This is a genomic window from Streptomyces sp. NPDC001315, assembly GCF_042896175.1.
Classification (GTDB): domain Bacteria; phylum Actinomycetota; class Actinomycetes; order Streptomycetales; family Streptomycetaceae; genus Streptomyces.
Map to the genome: position 1 here is coordinate 59698 of NZ_JBIAWZ010000023.1, position 18090 is coordinate 77787.

Sequence of the window (18090 nt, forward strand, 5' to 3'; positions counted from 1 at the left end):
ACGTACATGAAGAGCCCTCTGCTGTCCCTGCCCGGCGCCGTCCCCGCCGAGGGCGTGGACGAAGGCGTCGCCGCCCACTACGGCGACCTGTTCCGCGAGCAGCGCGCCCTCGCCGACGGCACCGGATTCGTCGACCTCTCGCACCGCGGAGTCGTCGCCGTCACCGGCGACGACCGGCTGAGCTGGCTGCACCTGCTGCTCACCCAGCACGTCAGCGAGCTGCCCGCGGGCGAGGCCACCGAGGCGCTGATCCTGTCCGCGCACGGCCACATCGAGCACGCCCTGTACCTGGTGGACGACGGCACGACCACCTGGGCCCATGTGGAGCCCGGCACCCAGGACGCGCTGATCGCGTACCTGGAGTCGATGAAGTTCTTCTACCGGGTGGAAGTCGCCGACCGGACGGACGAGTTCGCCGTCGTGTACCTGCCCGCCGGGTCCATCGCCGAGGTACCGGCGGGTGCCGTCGTACGCGAGACGGCGTACGGCCGTGATCTTCTCCTCCCCCGTACGGAGCTGGAGGCGTACGCCGCGAAGGCCGGCCCGGCGGTCGGAATCCTCGCCCACGAGGCGCTGCGCGTCGAGCACCACCAGCCGCGCGTGGGCTTCGAGACCGACCACCGCACCATCCCGCACGAGCTGGGCTGGATCGGCAGCGCGGTCCACCTCCAGAAGGGCTGCTACCGGGGTCAGGAGACGGTCGCCCGCGTCCAGAACCTGGGCAAGCCCCCGCGCCGCCTGGTCTTCCTGCACCTCGACGGCAGCGACGTCCATCTGCCGGCCCACGGCACGGAGATCCGGGTCGCGGACGAGGGCCCCGACGGCCGCAAGATCGGATTCATCACGACGTCCGTACGCCACCACGAGCTCGGCCCGATCGCGCTCGCGCTGGTGAAGCGGAACGTGCCGCTGGACGCGCGGCTGCTGGCGGGGGAGACGGCGGCGGCGCAGGAAGTCGTCGTGGAGCCCTGATCAGGTTTCGATGAGCACGCTCAGTACGCTCCGGTTTCGATGAGCACGCTCAGCACGCTCAGATTTCGATGAGCACGGTGAACGGGCCGTCGTTCGTCAGCGACACCCGCATCTGCGCGCCGAACCGGCCCGTCTCCACCGTCGCGCCCAGGGCGCGCAACTGGGCGACCACCTCGTCGACCAGGGGCTCGGCGACATCGCCGGGGGCGGCCGCGTTCCAGGTGGGGCGGCGGCCCTTGCGGGCGTCTCCGTAGAGGGTGAACTGGCTGATCACGAGGAGCGGGGCGTCGACATCGCTGCACGACTTCTCGTCCTGCAGCATGCGGATCGACCACAGCTTGCGGGCGAGCTGGGCCGCCTTCTCCTTGGTGTCCTCGTGGGTCACCCCGACGAGGACACACAGTCCCTCGCCGATGATCTCCCCGACCGTCCCGCCGTCCACGACGACGCTCGCGCCGTCCACTCTCTGCACCACTGCACGCATACGACCATCATGCCGGTCGGCGACGAACCGCCCGAAGAACGGTCCGGGAATGGTCCGTACCAGGTCTTTTTCGATCCCTATCCTCCGATCTGGGGCCGATCGGGGGTACTCGTTCACATAGCGGGCACTTGGGGTGGCACGATGGCGCCACACGCCGGTCGAGGGGACGGTAGAGGCACATGAGCACACCGAGTACCGGGCGTACCGGGCAGCCGCCTGCGGCTGCCACCCGACCGCCCGCGCAGCGCACCGACAGCCCGTGGCTGCCCGCCGAGCCTCCCGAGTACGACCTGGCCGTACTGAGCCTGGTCGAGCTGCGCACCCTGCGCCGGGACGCCCAGCGCGACGAGGCCGACCTCAGCTACGTACGGCGGCTGTTGCAGGGCCGGATCGACATCCTGCGCGCGGAGCTTGCCCGGCGCGGGCCGGAGTCCGTCGTGGACGAGCCGGACGAGGCGTCCGTCTTCGACCGGCTCCCGGAGATCCTCACCGACGCCCCGACCACACACCGCTCCTCGGCCCGCCACGTGACACTGGGCACCCCGCACGGCGAGGAGTACCGGCTGCTTGCCGCGGAGATGCTCGCCGAGGTCGAACTGTCGGACCTGGACGCCCGCACCGACCCGGAGCTGAGTGAGGCGATGGGGCGGCTCGTGCGGTACGAGCAGCAGGTGTCCCGCCGGCGGCAGCGGCTGCAGCGGACGGCGGACGACTGCAGCGCGGAGATCGCCCGCCGGTACCGTGAGGGGGAAGCACAGGTGGACGACTTGCTCCTCTGACGGACAGGACGGGCAGAGGTCGCGGGAGCGAGGGAAATCCGCGCGACACGCCCGTGTCGCACACCTACCGTGACCCCATGACCCGCCGCCCCGACATCGACGTCCGCCCGATCACCGAGCCCGAGTTCCGCGAGTGGCAGCGCGCCCTGGAGACCGGTTTCCTCCGTGCGCCGGCCCTCCCGGAGGAGCAGATCGAGGCCCGCCGCAACCTGTTCGTACCGGGAAGACTCCTCGGCGCCTTCGACGGAGCGCGCTGTGTCGCCACCTTCCGCTCCTTCGCCCAGGAGCTCACGGCGGTCGGCGGCACCCCGGTCCCCGCCGACGCCATCTCCAACGTCACCGTCACCGCCACCCACCGCCGCCGCGGCCTCCTCACCCGCATGATGAGCCAGGACCTCGCCACGGCGAAGGAACGCGGAGACGTCGTCGCCACGCTCATCGCGGCCGAGTACCCGATCTACGGCCGCTACGGCTTCGGCCCCGCCACCTGGATGGCCGAGTGGACCGTCGACGTCACTCGCACCGGCCTCGACCCCCGCCGTCCGGCCCCGGACGACGGCGGCCGTATCGACCTGGTGGACGGCGAGGACGTCCGCAAGCTCGGCCCGGAGCTGCACGAGCGCGTGCGCCGGGCCCAGCCGGGCGCCATCGATCGCGACGAGCTGTGGTGGCGGGCGAGGACGGGCCTCGTACGCTTCGTTTCGTCGTGGACCGAGCCCTTCCACGCCGTGTACCGCTCGGCGGACGGCGAGGTGGAGGGCCTGGTGGCGTACACGTGCGACGACAAGTGGGACGACGCCAAGCAGCCACGCAACACGGCGAGCGTGAGGTGGCTCATCGCGGCGACCCCGGCCGCCGAACGCGCCCTGTGGCGGTACCTGTGCTCGATCGACTGGATCACGCAGGTGAAGACGGGCTGGCGGGCCCCGGACGACCTGCTCCCCCTCTTCTTCCCCGACCCCCGGGCGGCCCGGATCACCACGCAGGCCGACTGGTTGTGGGTGCGGATCCTGGATGTCGTACGGGCTCTGGAGTCGCGTACGTACGGGGCACCGGGCGAGCTGGTGCTGGAGGTCGTCGACGGGGCCGGGCTCACCGGCGGCCGCTACCGGCTGGAGGCCGCGGCGGACGGGACCGGGGTCTGTACGGCGACGACGGCGAACGCCGACCTCACGCTGGACGTGGGCGAGTTGGCGACCCTGTGGCTCGGCGACGAGTCGGCGGTGCGGCTGGCGGCGCTGGGCCGGGTGCGGGAAGAACGAGCGGGCGCCGCCCGGGTGGCCGACGCCCTGCTGCGTACATCCAGGCGTCCTTGGTGCCCGGACATGTTCTGAGCGCTCCTTTCGGCCGGAGACATTGCGGTGGTGCGGTGTTGCGATACCACGCATCCGTAGCTGTGGCTGTTCAGTTGTGGTTGTTTTGCCGGTTGCTCTTGTTGTTTCTGTTGTGCTGTGGTGCGGACCGACCAGGCTCCCGGCTCCCCTCCGGAAGGGAGTCCGGTCAACCGCAATCAGGACTGGTGGCCAACCCCCTGAAACCTTGACCAGGTTGTTCAAGTTGGCGACCAACTTCACTGTAGTTATCTCCTCTTGGAAGCGACTCATAACCACCTTCCCTTGAACTGCCGAAAGATGGCGGGAAGTTGTAGTGTTTGGTCGTGGACCCGGAACCCGCCTCCGCCAATGGGCGGAAAATGCCACAGCGGCCACAGAGGACACACCACGAGGTGGCCGACGAACTACGCACCCGGATCAGGTCCGGCGTGCTGCGACCGGGCCAGCGCATGCCCACCCAGGCCAAACTGGCCGACGAGTTCGGCGTCGAGCGCGGGGCGGTACGGGAGGCGCTGCGTGTCCTGCAGGCGGAGCGGCTCCTCACCAACGTCTCCAAGGGCAGCCCTGCGACGGTCGCCCCCGACGTGGGCCTCGGCAAAGTCCCGGCCGGCCCGGAAGCTCCGCCGCAGCCCACCACGGTGGCCCTCGCCTCGCGCATCGCCGGCGCCTTCGCGGCCCCGCACGTCGAGATCGACGCCCTGTGCCTGACCTCGGTCTCCCTCACCCTGGCCATGGGCGAACCGCTGCGCCAGATCCACGCGGGGCGAATAAAACCGGCCAAGGTCGACGTACGGATCCTGCTGCCGAGCCGGGACATCCATCTGGCGTTCCCGGCACCGGTGGACCGGTCGGACTCCGAGCGGCTGCAGCGCCGCTGGCTGGCCCACCGCAACGCCCAGGGGCAGGTGCTCCGGCACAACCTGCTGGCCCTGCGCTCCACGCACGGCATCGACGTCCACGTGACCTTCCGCGCGCTGCCCTTCACGCCACCGGTCAAGCTCTACCTCCTCAACGGGACGGAGGCCCTCTTCGCGTATTACACGCTGGTGCGCCGCGAGGAGGAGATCGACCACGAGCCGCTGGAGATGTACGACGCCGAGGGCACCCAGTCGATGCTGTACGCCTTCGAACAGGGCGTCGGTCTGCGGGACACGACGTTCGTGGAGCAGTCGAACCTGTGGTTCAACGCACTGTGGGAGACGATCAGCTCTGAGCTGGTGCTCACGAGCTGATCGTCTCCCACAGCGGTTGACCTGGACAGGTGCGCGTCATAGAGCGGGCCTGGTGACCAGGGCGGCGAGTACGACGGCCCCGATGGAGCTGACCGCCGGGCTCTTCGCCTTGATGCCGATGGTGAGCAGCAGCAGGCCGATGACGCCGACGGCGCCGTACTTCCACTGGACGGTCTGTTCGAGGCCGACGACGAGGACGGCGGAGAGGAGGGCGAGCACAGGCACGGTGAATTCCCCCTTCGGGCTGCCGGGACGGGAGGCAAACCTTCCGCCAACTCGCTTGAGTTGGCAACCAACTATGGTTAAGTTGTCCCCACTTGGCGGCTATCCATAAACAACTTTCAAACAACTCCCTTCAGATGGACTGAAGTTGTAGCGTTTGGTCGTGACCCAGGAGAACGTGGCAGTGAACGGCAGTAGAAGGCTCTCCCCCCAGGAGATCGCCGACGTCCTGCGCGAACGCATCCGCGTCGGGGACCTCAAGGCGGGGGACCGCCTGCCCACCCAGGCCGAACTCGCCGAGGAGTTCGGCGTGGAACGCGGGACCGTCCGTCAGGCCCTGCGGGCACTCCAGGAGGACGGGCTGCTCAGCAACGTCAGCAAGGGCAGCCCCCCGCGGATCGCGGAACCGACGCCGGTTCTCAACGAGCCGCAGCCCACGATGGTGGGACTGGCCCCGAGGCTGGTGGATGCCTTCGCCGTCCCGAACGTCCGCATCGACACGGTCTCCCTCACCGCGGAGACCTTGATGATCGCCGTGGGTGAACCGCTCCGCCTGATTCACGAGGGCCGTATCCGCCCCGAGTCGATCGACGTCCGCATCCTGCTCCCGTCCCGGAGCATCAACCTGGCCTTTCCGGTGCCGGTGGAGGACGGCGGTGACGACCTGGTTCACCAGCGCTGGCTGGAGACGAGCAACGCCCAAGCCCATGTACTGCGGCACAACCTGCTCGCCGTGCGTTCCACGCATGGCATCGACGTGCATGTGACCTTCCGCGCGCTGCCCTTCACCCCGCCGGTCAAGCTCTACCTCCTCAACGGGGACGAAGCACTGCTCGGCTACTACATGCTCGTGCGGCGCGAGGAGGAGTGGGGAAGCCAGACCCTGGACATGTACGACGCGCTCGGCTCCAAGTCCCTTCTCTTCTCGTTCCTCAAACGGGCCGGCCAGCGGGACGCCGCCTTCGTGGACCAGTCCCAGAAGTGGTTCGATGCCCTCTGGGAAACCATCACCACGGACCTGACACTCTCCTAGTGACTTCTGATACGACGCAGACTGAACTGGTGGCAGAAGAGGCAGAGATTGAGATCGGCAGGCTGCGTGAACTGATCGCGCGTGCACGGGTCGTCCTCTGGGACTTCGACGGGCCGATCTGCCGACTGTTCGCGGGGCACTCGGCGGACCGAGTGGCCGGGGAGTTGGTGGAGTGGCTGGAGAGCCGCGGCCTGCGCGGACTGCTCACGGACACCGAACGCGGTGCCGTCGACCCGCACGTCGTGCTGCGCGCCGTGGACCGCCGGCATCCCGGCAGCGACCTGGTCGCGGAACTGGAGGAACGACTCACCCACGAGGAGCTCCGGGCCGCGCCCACCGCGATGCCCACCGCCTACGCCGATCCGCTCATCCGCACCTGGTCGGCGGTCGGCGCCCGGCTGGCCATCACGACGAACAACTCCCCGCGCACGGTCCGCGCATACCTGGATGGCCGTGGCCTGCTCTCCTGCTTCGCCCCCCACATATACGGGCGCACGCAGAACCTCCACCTCCTCAAGCCCGACCCGGACTGCCTCCACCGTGCGATGAGGGCAATCGGAACGTCTCCGGCCGCCGCTCTGATGATCGGCGACTCTCCTTCGGACTTCGCCGCCGCACAGGGAGCCGGGGTCCCGTTCCTCGGCTATGTACGCAACGAGCGCAAGACCAAGCTGCTGCGAGAGGCCGGTGCCGTGGACCTGATCAGCTCCCTCGAGCCCCTGCTGCGAGTGCTGAGGGGGCGGGGAGGACCCGGAGCCCCGGGCGCTCTCCCAGGAGCTGAGGGTCCGCATTGATGAACCAGTTGGTCCACGAGAGTGACGAGGAGGAGCGGTGCTGCGAATGGCCGGGTTCTCCATCGATGTCTGACGGCTGTGGAGTAACGTGCTTCACCGCTTACCCATCGGCTCCACCGGAACGGGCTGAACCCAGAGAATGACACCGCAACCGGTCTCCGTCGCTCGCCGGCGGGCCGACAAGATGAGCGGCGACGCGAGTGTGGTCAAAGGCCCGCTGCACGGGTACCACCACGAGACCTATGTGTTTCCGCTGTCGGACGGCACGCGGATCGTCAAGTGCCGGGAGCCGCGCGCGCAGATTCTCTGGTTCGACCGCAGATGCTTCCTGTCGGAGGAAGAACTTCTTCGTGCCCTGAAGGGACACATCGCCCGTGTGCCCGACGTCGTGGACATAGAGGGCATGTCTTTGCAGGGGTTCATCGAGGGGCGCACCCTCGGTCCTCGGCGCTGGGCCGGCCGACGCGTGCCTCCCGCGATCGTCGACCAGATCGTGGAGCTGTTCCGGGAGATGGTGCGGGTCACGCCGGACATGCTCGACGTCGAGCGGCGCTGTGAACGCAGCGACCGCCCGGAGGACGGTGACAGCGACGGCTTCCTGGAACGCCTGATCGTCTTCAGTGAAGAGCAGGTCTATGCCAGGAACCTCGCGGACTTCCAGGGGCTCTTCCGGGATCTCGGCGTGCGGGAGGATGCGTTCACCCGGATCAGGAAGCATGTCTCCGGGCTGAAGGAGCGTCCCTTCTGCCTGCTGCACGCGGATCTGCACCGGGAGAACTTCATCATCGACCCACAGGGCCGGCTCTGGACCATCGACTGGGAGCTGGCGATGCTGGGCGACCCTCTCTACGATCTCGCCACCCACCTCCATCTGATGCGTTATCCCGCGGATCAGGAACGACTCATGGTGCGGGAATGGCGCAGGGTCGTCGAGGGCGTCCGTCGGGGCAGCGCCTACGGATGGGAGGAGGACCTCTCCCGCGTGCTCGACTTCAAGAGGGCGCAGTCCGTCTTCACCGATGTCATTCGGGTGCCGCTGTCCTTGAGCGACGGAGCGGATCTCAATTGGGTGGCCCTTCCCCGCGCCGCCCGGAAGCTGCGCCGGATCCTCACGGCGGCGGCGCGTCCGCTCGGTCTGGAGCAGGTGCCCAGCGCCCCGCAGATCATGACCGCCGTCGCCCGATGGCACCGTGAACGAGGCGCGGCATAGGGCGGGCGTCGGCTCCGGAGGCCGACGCCGGTCACGGCGGTGCGTACCCTCGACGTCATGAGCGAGACCGGGCTGCGCGAGCGCAAGATGCAACGTGGTCTTCGATGACTCCCGTACCTCTTGTGCCTCCCTTGCCCCTCTTCCTCGATGTCGACGGGACGCTGATCCCCTTCGGGGCGGCCGGTCCGTACCCGTCGTACGAGGCGGGCCGTACGCCCTCCGCCCACGCCGCCGGTAATCCGCTGCTGACCCGGATCGACCCGGCGCTCGGTCCGCGGCTGGCGGCGCTGGGCTGCGAGCTCGTGTGGGCCACGACCTGGATGGACGAGGCGAACGACCACATCGCGTCCTGGCTCGGGCTGCCCCCGCTGCCCGTCGTGGACTGGCCGGACGAGGAGTGCCCGCCGGGGCCCCTGCACTGGAAGACCAGGCCGCTCGTCGACCGCGCGGGCGGCCGGCCCTTCATCTGGCTCGACGACGAGATCACCGACGCCGACCGCACCTGGGTGACCGCCCACCACCCCGAGCCTGCCCTGCTCCACCGAGTGGACCACCGCTACGGACTGACGGAGGCGGACTTCGCGGTACTGGAGAGGTGGATCGGGGAGCTGGGGCTGAAGTAGGCGTCGTGGCTCGCGGGCAAGGGGGCCGCGCAGCACGAATGGCTCACCCGGTGTCCTGTCCCAGATAACTGCGGGCAGGGTAGCTGAAGCTGGTTGCGATAACGCTCGACTGCCCTGATCCGCTGGCTTTGGCGGCGTTCTATCAGCAGGCCACCGGCCTTGAACTGCACCCGAAGTCGGATGCCGACTTCGCGGGCCTCAACGGTGAGCACGGACTCTTGATCGGGTTTCAGCGGGTCGACGACTACCGGCCGCCGAGCTGGCCCGACCAGATCGTTCCCCAGCAGCTTCACATCTGCTTCAAGGTCGACGAGGACTTGGACGTGGCGGAGACCCGGTTGCTGGAGCTGGGTGCGGGCAAGCCGGATCACCAGCCGCATGGGGACAAGGCGCGGGTCCTCACCGATCCGGTTGGGCATCCGTTCTGCATCAGCCTGCGCTGATTGGCGCCCTGCCTGGGACGCGTTGGCCGGGGTCGTCCCGCTGGGGCGAGGTTCGGCATGTGCCGGCGGGGAGCCGGGGTCAGCAGAGATGCCCTCGACGAGCCAGGATCTGGATTCCCTTCGACTCGTGTCCGTTCATGGTGGCGACGGTGATTCGGCGGGTGTCGGCGATCTCGAAGTCTGCAAGCAGTGAGGTGAACCAGTCGCTCGGATGGTGGCGGCAGACTGCGCCGTCGCCGGTCTCGAAGACTCCGTAGGTGCCGTAGGGTTTCGCGAACCTGGCATAGCGGTCACGGTTGCGCTCGTCGTCCTGCAGCAGCAGATCGCTGACGTAGAGCATGCCGCCCGGTTTGAGAACGCGGCTCAGCTCGCCGACCAGCCGTCGCTGTGCGTCGTTGCGGGGTATGCAGGTCAGCACCGCGAAGAGGAGGACCACGTCGAGGCTTGCGTCCGGGTGGGCCAGCATCGGCGGTGTGTCCAGCACGGCGAAGTGCATCGTGGCGTGCAAGGTGTGGGCCCGGGAGATCATCCCTGGTGAGGTGTCGACGCCGGTGAGGTTGGTAAAGCCCTGCTCTTCGAGGGCTTCCATGGTCCGGCCGTAGCCGCAGCCGTAGTCGAGGATCGCGGCATGCCGGTCGACGCCGTCCAGCCACGGCACGTGCAGGGGATGCGTGAACGTCTTGGTCGTCGCGGCGGCGTCCCAGTAGGCGGTCTGGCTGTCGAGGTCGGACATGGCGGATACCTCCATCGGCGCCCTGAAACGGCGATCACGCTGCCATGATCTCGGATGCTGTGGCCTGGCGTCGCGTCTCACTCAATTCCGGGCAAGTGTGCCTGATTCTCATTGACTTGGGCTGTGGGTTCCTTGATCTCGGCGGACTTGATGGCCAGTTCGATGCGCCATGCGGTCGTGATCATCTCGGTGAGAAGCCAGTGCCTTGCGGTGGTGCGAAGAGAGCGTTCTTGGGGCAGACGTCGGCGGAACTCCGCCTTGAACAGTCTCGTCTGCTCCTCCTCGCCCAGTCACTCAGGCGGTAGCCCCGCTGGAACAGGCTGTGCCAGAAGGTGGAGCGGCGCTCGTAGCAGGCAGCGATCACTGCGGGGCCGTAGCGGCGTAACAGCCGGTAGTGCCGCCGCTGAGCCTGGACGACTTCAGGCGGAACGACACGAATGGCTCACCCGGCACGCCTGAACGGGTGGCCCGGCGCACTTTTGCAAGCGGATGCTTGCAAAAGTTAGCGGAGGTGGGGCAAGGTGGAGGTATGGCATCGCTCAACGTCGGCAATCTCGGTGAGTACCTGCGCGAGCAGCGGCGCAACGCGCAGCTGTCGCTGCGGCAGCTCGCCGACGCCGCCGGGGTGTCCAATCCGTATCTGAGTCAGATCGAGCGCGGGCTGCGCAAGCCGAGCGCGGAGGTGTTGCAGCAGGTCGCGAAGGCGCTGCGGATCTCCGCCGAGACGCTGTACGTCCATGCGGGCATTCTCGACGCCGAGCGGGACCGGGACGAGGTGGAGACGCGTGCGGTCATCCTCGCCGATCCCACGCTGAACGAGGGGCAGAAACAGGTGCTGCTCCAGGTCTACGAGTCCTTCCGCAAGGAGAACGGATTCGAGGCCGCCCCCGCGACCGCCCCCGCGACGGCCCCGGGGGACAGGGCAGGCACGGTGGACACGGCCGACGTGCCCGACACATCCGACCCGGTGGACGCCGACGACGAGCCCGACGGTGCGCGGCACGCTGCCGACAGAGACGACGACAGCGTCAGTGAGAGCGCCGTACGCCGTACCCGCAAGACCCCCGCACGCCGTACCCGCCCCGTCGGCGGTTCCGGCGGCGACCCGCAGCAGACGGCCAGTTGACCGGACCAGGGGACCGGCCGCCTGACTGCGGACCCACAAAACCCTCAGCCGAACGTGAATCCGGGAGGACCATCACCATGGCCATCACCGATGACCTGCGCAAGACCTTCAGCGACCCGACCCCGCTCTACTTCGCCGCCGGCACCGCCGACCTCGCCCTGCAGCAGGCCAAGAAGGTGCCCGGTCTGGTGGAGCAGCTGCGCGCCGAGGCCCCGGCCCGGTTCGAGGCCGTCCGCGGCACCGACCCGAAGGTCGTGCAGGAGAAGGCCGCCGCCCGCGCCAAGGAGGCCGGCGCCAAGGCCAAGGAGGCGCAGGAGACCCTCCAGACGAAGGTCGGCGAATTCATCAGCACCCTCGACGGGGACCTGAAGAAGCTCGGCAGCACGATCGACGCCGACCTGAAGAAGCTCGGCGAGAGCGCCCAGGACCTCGCGCTGCGCGGTGTCGGCGTCGCCGCCGAGTACGCCGTGAAGGCCCGCGAGACCTACGAGAAGGTCGCCGAGCACGGCGAGCAGGCCGTGAAGACCTGGCGTGGCGAGGCCGCCGAGGAGATCGAGGAGCTGGCGATCGCCGTCGAGCCGAAGACCGAGCCGGTCGAGGTCAAGGAAGAGGCGAAGCCCGCCGCGGCCCGGACCGAGTCCGTGTCCGAGGCCGGGACCGAGCCCGCCCCGGCGAGGAAGCCCGAGGCGAAGAAGGCCCCGGCCGCTCGCAAGACCACCGCGAAGAAGACGACGCCGCCCGCCAAGTAAGGGACGGTATGCGCACGGGCCGGGCACCCTCGGGGCGCCCGGCCCGTTCTACGGGTACGGTGGCCGCGTACGCGTCATGGTCATGGGAGTCGGAGAGAACGGGCGGTGGGCGGCATGCTGGCGTTGGGCTTCGCGGGATTCCTGGGGCTCCTGAAGATCCTTCTCATGGCCCTTGCGGCGTTCGGGCTGTTCGACGCCGCGTTCCGGCGCGAAGACGCCTTCCGCGCGGCCGACAAGCAGAACAAGGTGTTCTGGCTGATCATGCTCGGCCTGGCGCTCGCCGTGAGCTACCTGTTCTCGATCTTCGCGATGCTGCCGATCGCCGGCGCGGTCGCCAGCATCGTCTACATCGTGGACGTGCGGCCCGCCGTGAAGCAGGCCTCCGGCGGTGGCAGCGGCTGGGGCCGCCGCGGCGGCGGAAGCAGCAGCGACGGCCCCTACGGTCCGTACAACGGCGGGCGCTGACCGCCGCCGGGTTGCGGTCCCTCTGACGGCGGGCGCTGACCGCCGCCGGGTTCTCAGGGAACCCGGTCCAGCAGTACCACCGCTACGTCGTCCGTCAGCTCGCCCCCGTTCAGTTCGCGGACCTCGTTGACCGCGGCCCGCAGCAGCTGCTCGCCGTGCAGGCCGGACGCGAGCTGGCGGCGCACCATCTCCACCATGCCGTCCTGGCCGAGCCGCTCCCGGCCCTCCCCGATACGGCCCTCGATCAAGCCGTCGGTGTAGAGCATCAGACTCCACTCGGCGCCCAGCTCCACCTGCATGCGCGGCCAGCGGGCGCCGGGCAGCAGACCGAGCGCCGGGCCGTTGTTGTCGTACGGCAGGAGCTCCGCGGGCCGGCCCGGGCGGGCGACCAGCGGGGAGGGGTGGCCGGCCAGGCACAGGCCCGCGCGGCGGCCGTCCGGGGAGATGTCCACGGTGCACAGCGTCGCGAAGATCTCGTCGTCGTCCCGCTCGTGCTCCAGCACCTGCTGCAACGTGCCGAGCAGCTCGTCGCCGCACAGCCCCGCCAGCGTCAGCGCGCGCCAGGCGATGCGCAGCTCCACGCCGAGCGCCGCCTCGTCCGGGCCGTGCCCGCAGACGTCGCCGATCATGGCGTGCACGGTGCCGTCGGGCGTGCGGACGGTGTCGTAGAAGTCACCGCCGAGCAGCGCGCGCGAACGGCCGGGGCGGTAACGGGCGGCGAAGCGGAGCGCCGAGCCATCCAGGAGCGGGGTCGGCAGCAGGCCGCGTTCCAGGCGGGCGTTCTCCTGGGCGCGCAGCTTGCCCTCGGCGAGCCGCCGCTCGGCGGTGTCGGAACGCTTCCGCTCCACCGCGTACCGGATGGCGCGGCTCAGCAGCCGTCCGTCCAGCTCGTCCCGGAAGAGGTAGTCCTGGGCACCGACGCGCACCGCCTCCGCGCCGCGCTCGGCATCGCCGGACGCGGTGAGCGCGAGGACGGCGTGCCGGGGCGCGAGCCGCAGCACGTGCTTGAGCACGGCGAGCTCGTCGTCATCGTCGCCGGACGAGCGGCCGGGCGCCGGCAGCGCCAGGTCCAGCAGGATGCACTGGACGTCGTGGGTGAGCAGCCGCTCGGCCTCGGTGAGGTTGCGGGCGGTGCGCACGCGGATCGGGTTGCCGGCCGAGTCGAGCAGGTCGGGCACGAGCGGCGAGCCTGCGGGATCGTCCTCGATCAGCAGGAGCGTGAGCTGGGTGTTGGCGGCGGTGCCGGTGTTGGCGGCGGCGCTGGTGTGGGTGGTGGCGGAGGTGTCGGCGACCGTGGCTTCCTTGCGCGGGGTCTCTTCCTTCGAGGGGCCGCCTGGAGGCGCGGCCTGCGCCTGACCACACTCCACGGCCGGGATCGCTCTCTGCCGCGGTACGGGTACGGGCATCGTGTTGAGTTCCTTCCCTCCCCCCGAGGGCACGGTGGACGGAGGGACTCCATCCACCGACGGGGACCATAGCGGTAGTCGGCGCCGCAGCGGAATGGTGTGAGGCACGCCGCTCGGCCTCAGGCCACTGTCATATGCCGCGTTCCGTACCGCAGTTGGGCAGGGTGGGTGTGTGGCAGGGATGACGAACGTCACGTCCACGGAGGGTTTGGGAACCGCCGGGCGTGCGCTGGGTCACGTGGGCCTGGTCACGCGTCCGGCCGGACCACTCCGAGGATCGGCATCGTCCCCGCGCCCGCGAGCGTCACGGTCCGGCCCGGCCGCGGGGCGTGGATGATCGCGCCCTCGCCCACGTACATCGCGACATGGCTGGCGTCGTCGAAGTAGATGATCAGGTCGCCGGGGCGCATGTCCTTGATGTCGACGTGCTTGAGCTGCTTCCACTGCTCCTGCGAGGTGCGCGGAATGCCGTGACCCGCGTTCGCCCAGGCCTGTGAGGTCAGGCCCGAGCAGTCGTACGACTTCGGGCCCTCGGCGCCCCACTCGTACGGTTTTCCCATCTGGTTCGTCGCGAACTCCACGGCCTTCTTGCCCTGCGCGGACGCCTTGCCGTTGATCTCGTCGAGGATGCCGGAGTCCAGCCAGGCGGTCTGCGCCTGGTGCGCGGCCTGCTCCTCCAGCTCGGCGAGGCGCTCCTTCTCCTCCTTCTCCAGCTGGGACTCGAGCTTCTCGGCCGCCGCGATCTGCTTCTCGATCTTCTTCTGGGCGGCGGCCCTCGCCTGGCGGTTGGCCTCCAGCTTCTGCCACTGGGCGGAGGCGTCCTCGGCGTACTGCTCCAAGTCCTGCTGGGTGCGGGTCATTTCCGCGATCAGGCCCTTGGTGGCCCGCTGGCCCTGGAGCACCCGGCCGGTTCCGTCGAGGAACTCCTGCGGGTCGTCGCTCAGCATCAGCCGGGCCTCGTCCGGGAGTCCGTCGGTGCGGTACTGGGAGCGGGCCGCGGCGCCCGCGCGGTCCTTCAGCTCGGCGAGCCTCTCCTGACCCTGGACGATCTTCTTGGCCAGCTCGACGATCTCCGCGGACTGCTTCTCGGCCTTCTCCTCGGCGGCGTTGTACGCGTCCGTGGCCACGGATGCCGCGTGGTAGAGCTTGTCGAGCTTCTCGCGGACGGCCTCAAGGTCCTTGCTGGGCTCGACCTTCGAGGTGGCGTTCGAGGTGGCGCTCGGGGTGGGTGTGGGATCGGGGGCCGCGAACGCCGTGCCCGGCACCGCCAGGACGGTGACCGCGCAGACCACGGTCACTGCCATCGCGATCAGGCCGCGCTTGCCCGTACCCATAACCCAACCCCCAAACTGATTTACCGTCAGTAACTTACGGACGTCTGGGGGATCGTGCCATGTCGACGCGCAAAACGACAGAGGTAAAGCTTCCCCCTCACTCCCCCTCATCCCGCCCCGGTACGACGATCTCCCCGCCTTTGTGACGAACGACTCACGGAGATCGTTCCTTGCAGGTCGGAGTGGGTCGGAGCAGGTGGGTCGAGCGGGGCGGTGCCTGGGATCAGTCCCGCGGCGCCAACGCCTCCCACCGCACCGTCACTTCACCCTGCCGCCACCGCACCGGCCCGTCCGTCACCGGCCAGTCCGCCGTCAGGTCCCGTACCGCCCGGATCCAGCGCTGGCGGGCGCCGTAGGAGGCGTAGGGCGCCGCGGCGGCCCAGGCGCGGTCGAAGTCGCGCAGGAAGGCGTGCACGGGCTCGCCGCGGACATTGCGGTGGATGAGTGCCTTGGGCAGGCGTTCCGCCAGGTCCGACGGGCGATCGAGGGAGCCCAGCCGGGTCGCGAAGGTGACCGTGCGCGGCCCCTCCGGGCCGAGCGCGACCCACACGTGCCGACGCCCGATCTCGTCGCAGGTCCCCTCGACGAGCAGCCCGCCCGGGGAATCCTCCGTCGCGGGGGCGAGACGGGAGCACAGCCGCTCCCAGACCGCGGCGACCTCGGACTCGTCGTACTGGCGCAGCACGTTGGCGGCCCGGACGAGGTGTGGTCGGCGGGGGATCGGGATCTCGAAGCCGCCGTGCCGGAAGACCAGTCCGTCGCGCTCGTACGGCTTGGCCGCCGCGACCCGGGCCGGTTCGATCTCGATGCCCACCACGCGCGCGTGGGGCGCGACGGAGCGCAGGCGCCACAGCAACTCGACGGCCGTCCAGGGGGCGGCCCCGTACCCGAGGTCGACGGCCACGGGGTCGGCGGTGCGCCGCAGCGCCGCGCCGTGCGTGGCGGCGATCCAGCGGTCCATGCGGCGCAGCCGGTTCGGATTGGTCGTCCCGCGTGTGACCGTGCCCACGGGGCGGGCGGGAGCGCGGGATGTCATGCCTACGAGGGTATGCGGACGCGGACAGATGGATGTGTACGCATCCCACCCGTGCGGGCAGACGGATGTGTACGCATCCCATGATCGAACGGTTGAGCGACCCTCGGTAACGTCTCAGTAAAAACCACCCCGCACGGAATGGGAACGCCTTCCTCCGGTGTTGCCTTCACTTGGAGGGCGCGCTGCGGCCTCCGCACGGCATGCCCGCAGCAAGGAGGAACGCCACGTGAGCCAGTACGTCAGCAGGCTCGGGCGTCGCTCTCCGGCAACGCCCTCACGGCTCAGGCTGCCGCACCGCAGGCCCCGCAGGGTGGCCATGCTCTCCGTGCACACCTCACCGCTCCACCAGCCCGGCACCGGCGACGCCGGCGGCATGAACGTCTACATCGTGGAGCTCGCGCAGCGCCTCGCCGCGATCAACATCGAGGTCGAGATCTTCACCCGCGCGACCACCGGCGCCCTGCCGCCGGCCGTCGAACTGGCCCCCGGCGTCCTCGTCCGGCATGTCGACGCGGGCCCGTACGAGGGCCTCGCCAAGGAGGAGCTGCCGGCCCAGCTGTGCGCCTTCACACACGGCGTGATGCAGGCCTGGGCCGGTCACCGCCCCGGCTACTACGACCTGGTCCACTCCCACTACTGGCTCTCCGGCCACGTCGGCTGGCTCGCCGCCCAGCGCTGGGGCGCCCCCCTGGTGCACGCCATGCACACCATGGCCAAGGTCAAGAACGCCAACCTGGCCGACGGCGACACGCCCGAGCCCGCCGCCCGCGTGATCGGCGAGACCCAGATCGTCAGCGCCGCCGACCGCCTCATCGCCAACACCGCGGAGGAGGCCGACGAGCTGGTACGGCACTACGCCGCCGACCGCGGCAAGGTCGCCGTGGTCCACCCCGGCGTGAACCTCGACCGGTTCCGCCCCGCCGACGGCCGGGCGGCCGCCCGGGCCCGCCTGGACCTGCCGCAGGACGCCGTGATCCCCCTCTTCGCGGGCCGCATCCAGCCCCTGAAGGCCCCCGACGTGCTTCTGCGCGCCATCGCCGTGCTCCTCGACGAGCGCCCCGACCTGCGTAAACGCGTCGTCGTACCGATCGTGGGCGGCCCCAGCGGCAGCGGCCTGGCCAAGCCGGAGGGTCTGCAGAAGCTCGCCGCGCGCCTGGGCATCGCCGACGTCGTACGGTTCCACCCGCCCGTGGGTCAGGACCAGCTCGCGGACTGGTTCCGTGCCGCGTCCGTCCTCGTCGTCCCCTCCTACAGCGAGTCCTTCGGTCTGGTCGCGATAGAGGCGCAGGCGGCCGGCACGCCGGTGCTCGCCGCCTCGGTCGGCGGCCTGCCGGTGGCCGTGCGCGACGGCGAGACGGGCTTCCTGGTCCAGGGCCACGAACCCGCCGCCTACGCGCGCGTGCTGGCCGACTTCGCCGACCGCCCCGAGCTGCCGTCCCGGATGGGCTCCGCCGCCGCCCGGCACGCCCAGTCCTTCGGCTGGGACACCGCGGCAGCCGCCACCGCCGACGCCTACACGGCCGCGATGCACTCCCACAGGCGTCGCGTACGCTCCCACCATGGCTGATGTTGTCGAGAGGGCCGCGCAGGTCGTCGAGGGCGCCCTGAAGGACGCCGAGCTGGAGTGGGAAAGCCCCGAAACCGGCACCTACGTAGTGCAGCTCCCCGGCACCCGCAAGCTGAAGACGACCGTCTCCCTCATCGTCGGCCGCCACTCCCTCTCGCTGAACGCCTTCGTGATCCGCCACCCCGACGAGAACGAGTCCGGCGTCCATCGCTGGCTCCTGGAGCGCAACCTCAAGCTGTACGGCGTGAGTTACGCCGTCGACCGGCTCGGCGACGTCTATGTCGCCGGCAAGCTGTCGCTGGCCGCCGTCACCGCCGACGAGGTGGACCGCCTCCTCGGTCAGGTCCTCGAAGCGGCCGACGGCGCCTTCAACAGCCTCCTGGAGCTCGGTTTCGCCTCCGCGATCCGCAGGGAGTACGAGTGGCGCGTGTCGCGCGGCGAGTCGACGCGGAACCTGGACGCGTTCACGCACCTGACCCAGCATCCGTCCGACTGATCACCAGGCTCTCCTCGAGCGTGCACGGGAGTGCGCGGAACCTGCCCAGGCG

20 protein-coding genes are annotated in these 18090 nt (G+C 69.8%); 14 read left to right on the plus strand and 6 right to left on the minus strand.

The window, feature by feature from the left end:
- The first annotated feature begins 6 nt into the window (after window positions 1–6).
- Window positions 7–972, plus strand: a complete 966-nt coding sequence (locus ACFY16_RS36585) for a YgfZ/GcvT domain-containing protein (protein WP_390651526.1) — start codon at window positions 7–9, stop codon at window positions 970–972.
- Between the two features lie 58 nt (window positions 973–1030).
- On the opposite strand, the gene dtd is transcribed toward ACFY16_RS36585, so the two are convergent.
- Window positions 1031–1456 (minus strand): D-aminoacyl-tRNA deacylase, encoded by a 426-nt coding sequence (gene dtd / locus ACFY16_RS36590; RefSeq protein ID WP_390651527.1) that lies wholly within the window; start codon window positions 1454–1456, stop codon window positions 1031–1033.
- A 179-nt stretch (window positions 1457–1635) separates the two neighbouring features.
- Between dtd and ACFY16_RS36595 the strand changes: the two genes are divergently transcribed.
- The 3 genes from ACFY16_RS36595 to ACFY16_RS36605 all read left to right on the plus strand — a co-directional run bounded on the left by ACFY16_RS36595 (window position 1636) and on the right by ACFY16_RS36605 (window position 4801).
- Window positions 1636–2235, plus strand: a complete 600-nt coding sequence (locus ACFY16_RS36595; protein WP_390651528.1) for an aerial mycelium formation protein — start codon at window positions 1636–1638, stop codon at window positions 2233–2235.
- A 77-nt stretch (window positions 2236–2312) separates the two neighbouring features.
- A complete protein-coding gene (locus tag ACFY16_RS36600; RefSeq protein WP_390651529.1) occupies window positions 2313–3569 on the plus strand; it encodes a GNAT family N-acetyltransferase in 1257 nt (418 codons plus the stop codon).
- Window positions 3570–3928: 359 nt separating this feature from the next.
- Window positions 3929–4801: a FadR/GntR family transcriptional regulator gene (locus tag ACFY16_RS36605; RefSeq protein WP_390651530.1), complete on the plus strand. Its 873-nt coding sequence runs from the start codon at window positions 3929–3931 to the stop codon at window positions 4799–4801.
- Between the two features lie 36 nt (window positions 4802–4837).
- Here ACFY16_RS36605 and ACFY16_RS36610 read toward each other — a convergent pair whose 3' ends face one another.
- A complete protein-coding gene (locus ACFY16_RS36610) occupies window positions 4838–5026 on the minus strand; it encodes a hypothetical protein (RefSeq protein WP_390651531.1) in 189 nt (62 codons plus the stop codon).
- Window positions 5027–5180: 154 nt separating this feature from the next.
- Here ACFY16_RS36610 and ACFY16_RS36615 point away from each other — a divergent pair, with 154 nt between their 5' ends.
- From ACFY16_RS36615 to ACFY16_RS36635, 5 genes are all read left to right on the plus strand, one after another.
- On the plus strand, window positions 5181–6056 hold the full coding sequence (locus ACFY16_RS36615) for a GntR family transcriptional regulator (RefSeq protein ID WP_390651532.1): 876 nt from the start codon (window positions 5181–5183) through the stop codon (window positions 6054–6056).
- Between the two features lie 29 nt (window positions 6057–6085).
- Window positions 6086–6850, plus strand: a complete 765-nt coding sequence (locus ACFY16_RS36620; RefSeq protein ID WP_390651533.1) for an HAD family hydrolase — start codon at window positions 6086–6088, stop codon at window positions 6848–6850.
- 139 nt (window positions 6851–6989) lie between these two features.
- The gene (locus ACFY16_RS36625) at window positions 6990–8060 is read left to right on the plus strand and encodes a phosphotransferase (protein WP_390651534.1); all 1071 of its coding nucleotides are present in this window, start codon (window positions 6990–6992) and stop codon (window positions 8058–8060) included.
- A gap of 131 nt (window positions 8061–8191) precedes the next feature.
- Window positions 8192–8683 (plus strand): HAD domain-containing protein, encoded by a 492-nt coding sequence (locus ACFY16_RS36630; RefSeq protein WP_390651573.1) that lies wholly within the window; start codon window positions 8192–8194, stop codon window positions 8681–8683.
- Between the two features lie 83 nt (window positions 8684–8766).
- Window positions 8767–9126 (plus strand): VOC family protein, encoded by a 360-nt coding sequence (locus ACFY16_RS36635; protein WP_390651574.1) that lies wholly within the window; start codon window positions 8767–8769, stop codon window positions 9124–9126.
- Between the two features lie 79 nt (window positions 9127–9205).
- Here ACFY16_RS36635 and ACFY16_RS36640 read toward each other — a convergent pair whose 3' ends face one another.
- Window positions 9206–9859, minus strand: a complete 654-nt coding sequence (locus ACFY16_RS36640; protein ID WP_390651535.1) for a class I SAM-dependent methyltransferase — start codon at window positions 9857–9859, stop codon at window positions 9206–9208.
- A gap of 529 nt (window positions 9860–10388) precedes the next feature.
- On the opposite strand from ACFY16_RS36640, the gene ACFY16_RS36645 reads away from it, so the two are divergent.
- The 3 genes from ACFY16_RS36645 (at window position 10389) to ACFY16_RS36655 (ending at window position 12199) form a co-directional block, all read left to right on the plus strand.
- Window positions 10389–10985: a helix-turn-helix domain-containing protein gene (locus ACFY16_RS36645; protein WP_390651536.1), complete on the plus strand. Its 597-nt coding sequence runs from the start codon at window positions 10389–10391 to the stop codon at window positions 10983–10985.
- Between the two features lie 77 nt (window positions 10986–11062).
- Entirely contained in the window at window positions 11063–11734 is a 672-nt protein-coding gene (locus ACFY16_RS36650; protein ID WP_390651537.1) for a hypothetical protein, read from the plus strand.
- Between the two features lie 105 nt (window positions 11735–11839).
- Entirely contained in the window at window positions 11840–12199 is a 360-nt protein-coding gene (locus ACFY16_RS36655; RefSeq protein ID WP_390651538.1) for a DUF2516 family protein, read from the plus strand.
- A gap of 53 nt (window positions 12200–12252) precedes the next feature.
- Here ACFY16_RS36655 and ACFY16_RS36660 read toward each other — a convergent pair whose 3' ends face one another.
- The 3 genes from ACFY16_RS36660 to ACFY16_RS36670 form a co-directional block, all read right to left on the minus strand.
- Window positions 12253–13605: a PP2C family protein-serine/threonine phosphatase gene (locus ACFY16_RS36660; RefSeq protein WP_390651539.1), complete on the minus strand. Its 1353-nt coding sequence runs from the start codon at window positions 13603–13605 to the stop codon at window positions 12253–12255.
- 248 nt (window positions 13606–13853) lie between these two features.
- Window positions 13854–14939, minus strand: coding sequence for an NlpC/P60 family protein (locus tag ACFY16_RS36665; RefSeq protein ID WP_390651540.1), 1086 nt, complete (start codon window positions 14937–14939; stop codon window positions 13854–13856).
- A gap of 223 nt (window positions 14940–15162) precedes the next feature.
- Entirely contained in the window at window positions 15163–15975 is an 813-nt protein-coding gene (locus tag ACFY16_RS36670) for a class I SAM-dependent methyltransferase (protein WP_390651541.1), read from the minus strand.
- Window positions 15976–16201: 226 nt separating this feature from the next.
- On the opposite strand from ACFY16_RS36670, the gene mshA reads away from it, so the two are divergent.
- Both mshA and ACFY16_RS36680 read left to right on the plus strand, forming a co-directional pair.
- Window positions 16202–17542 (plus strand): D-inositol-3-phosphate glycosyltransferase, encoded by a 1341-nt coding sequence (mshA, locus tag ACFY16_RS36675; protein WP_390651542.1) that lies wholly within the window; start codon window positions 16202–16204, stop codon window positions 17540–17542.
- Window positions 17535–18038, plus strand: coding sequence for a YbjN domain-containing protein (locus ACFY16_RS36680; protein ID WP_390651543.1), 504 nt, complete (start codon window positions 17535–17537; stop codon window positions 18036–18038). Before mshA ends, ACFY16_RS36680 begins: the two co-directional genes overlap by 8 nt.
- Window positions 18039–18090: the final 52 nt, after the last annotated feature.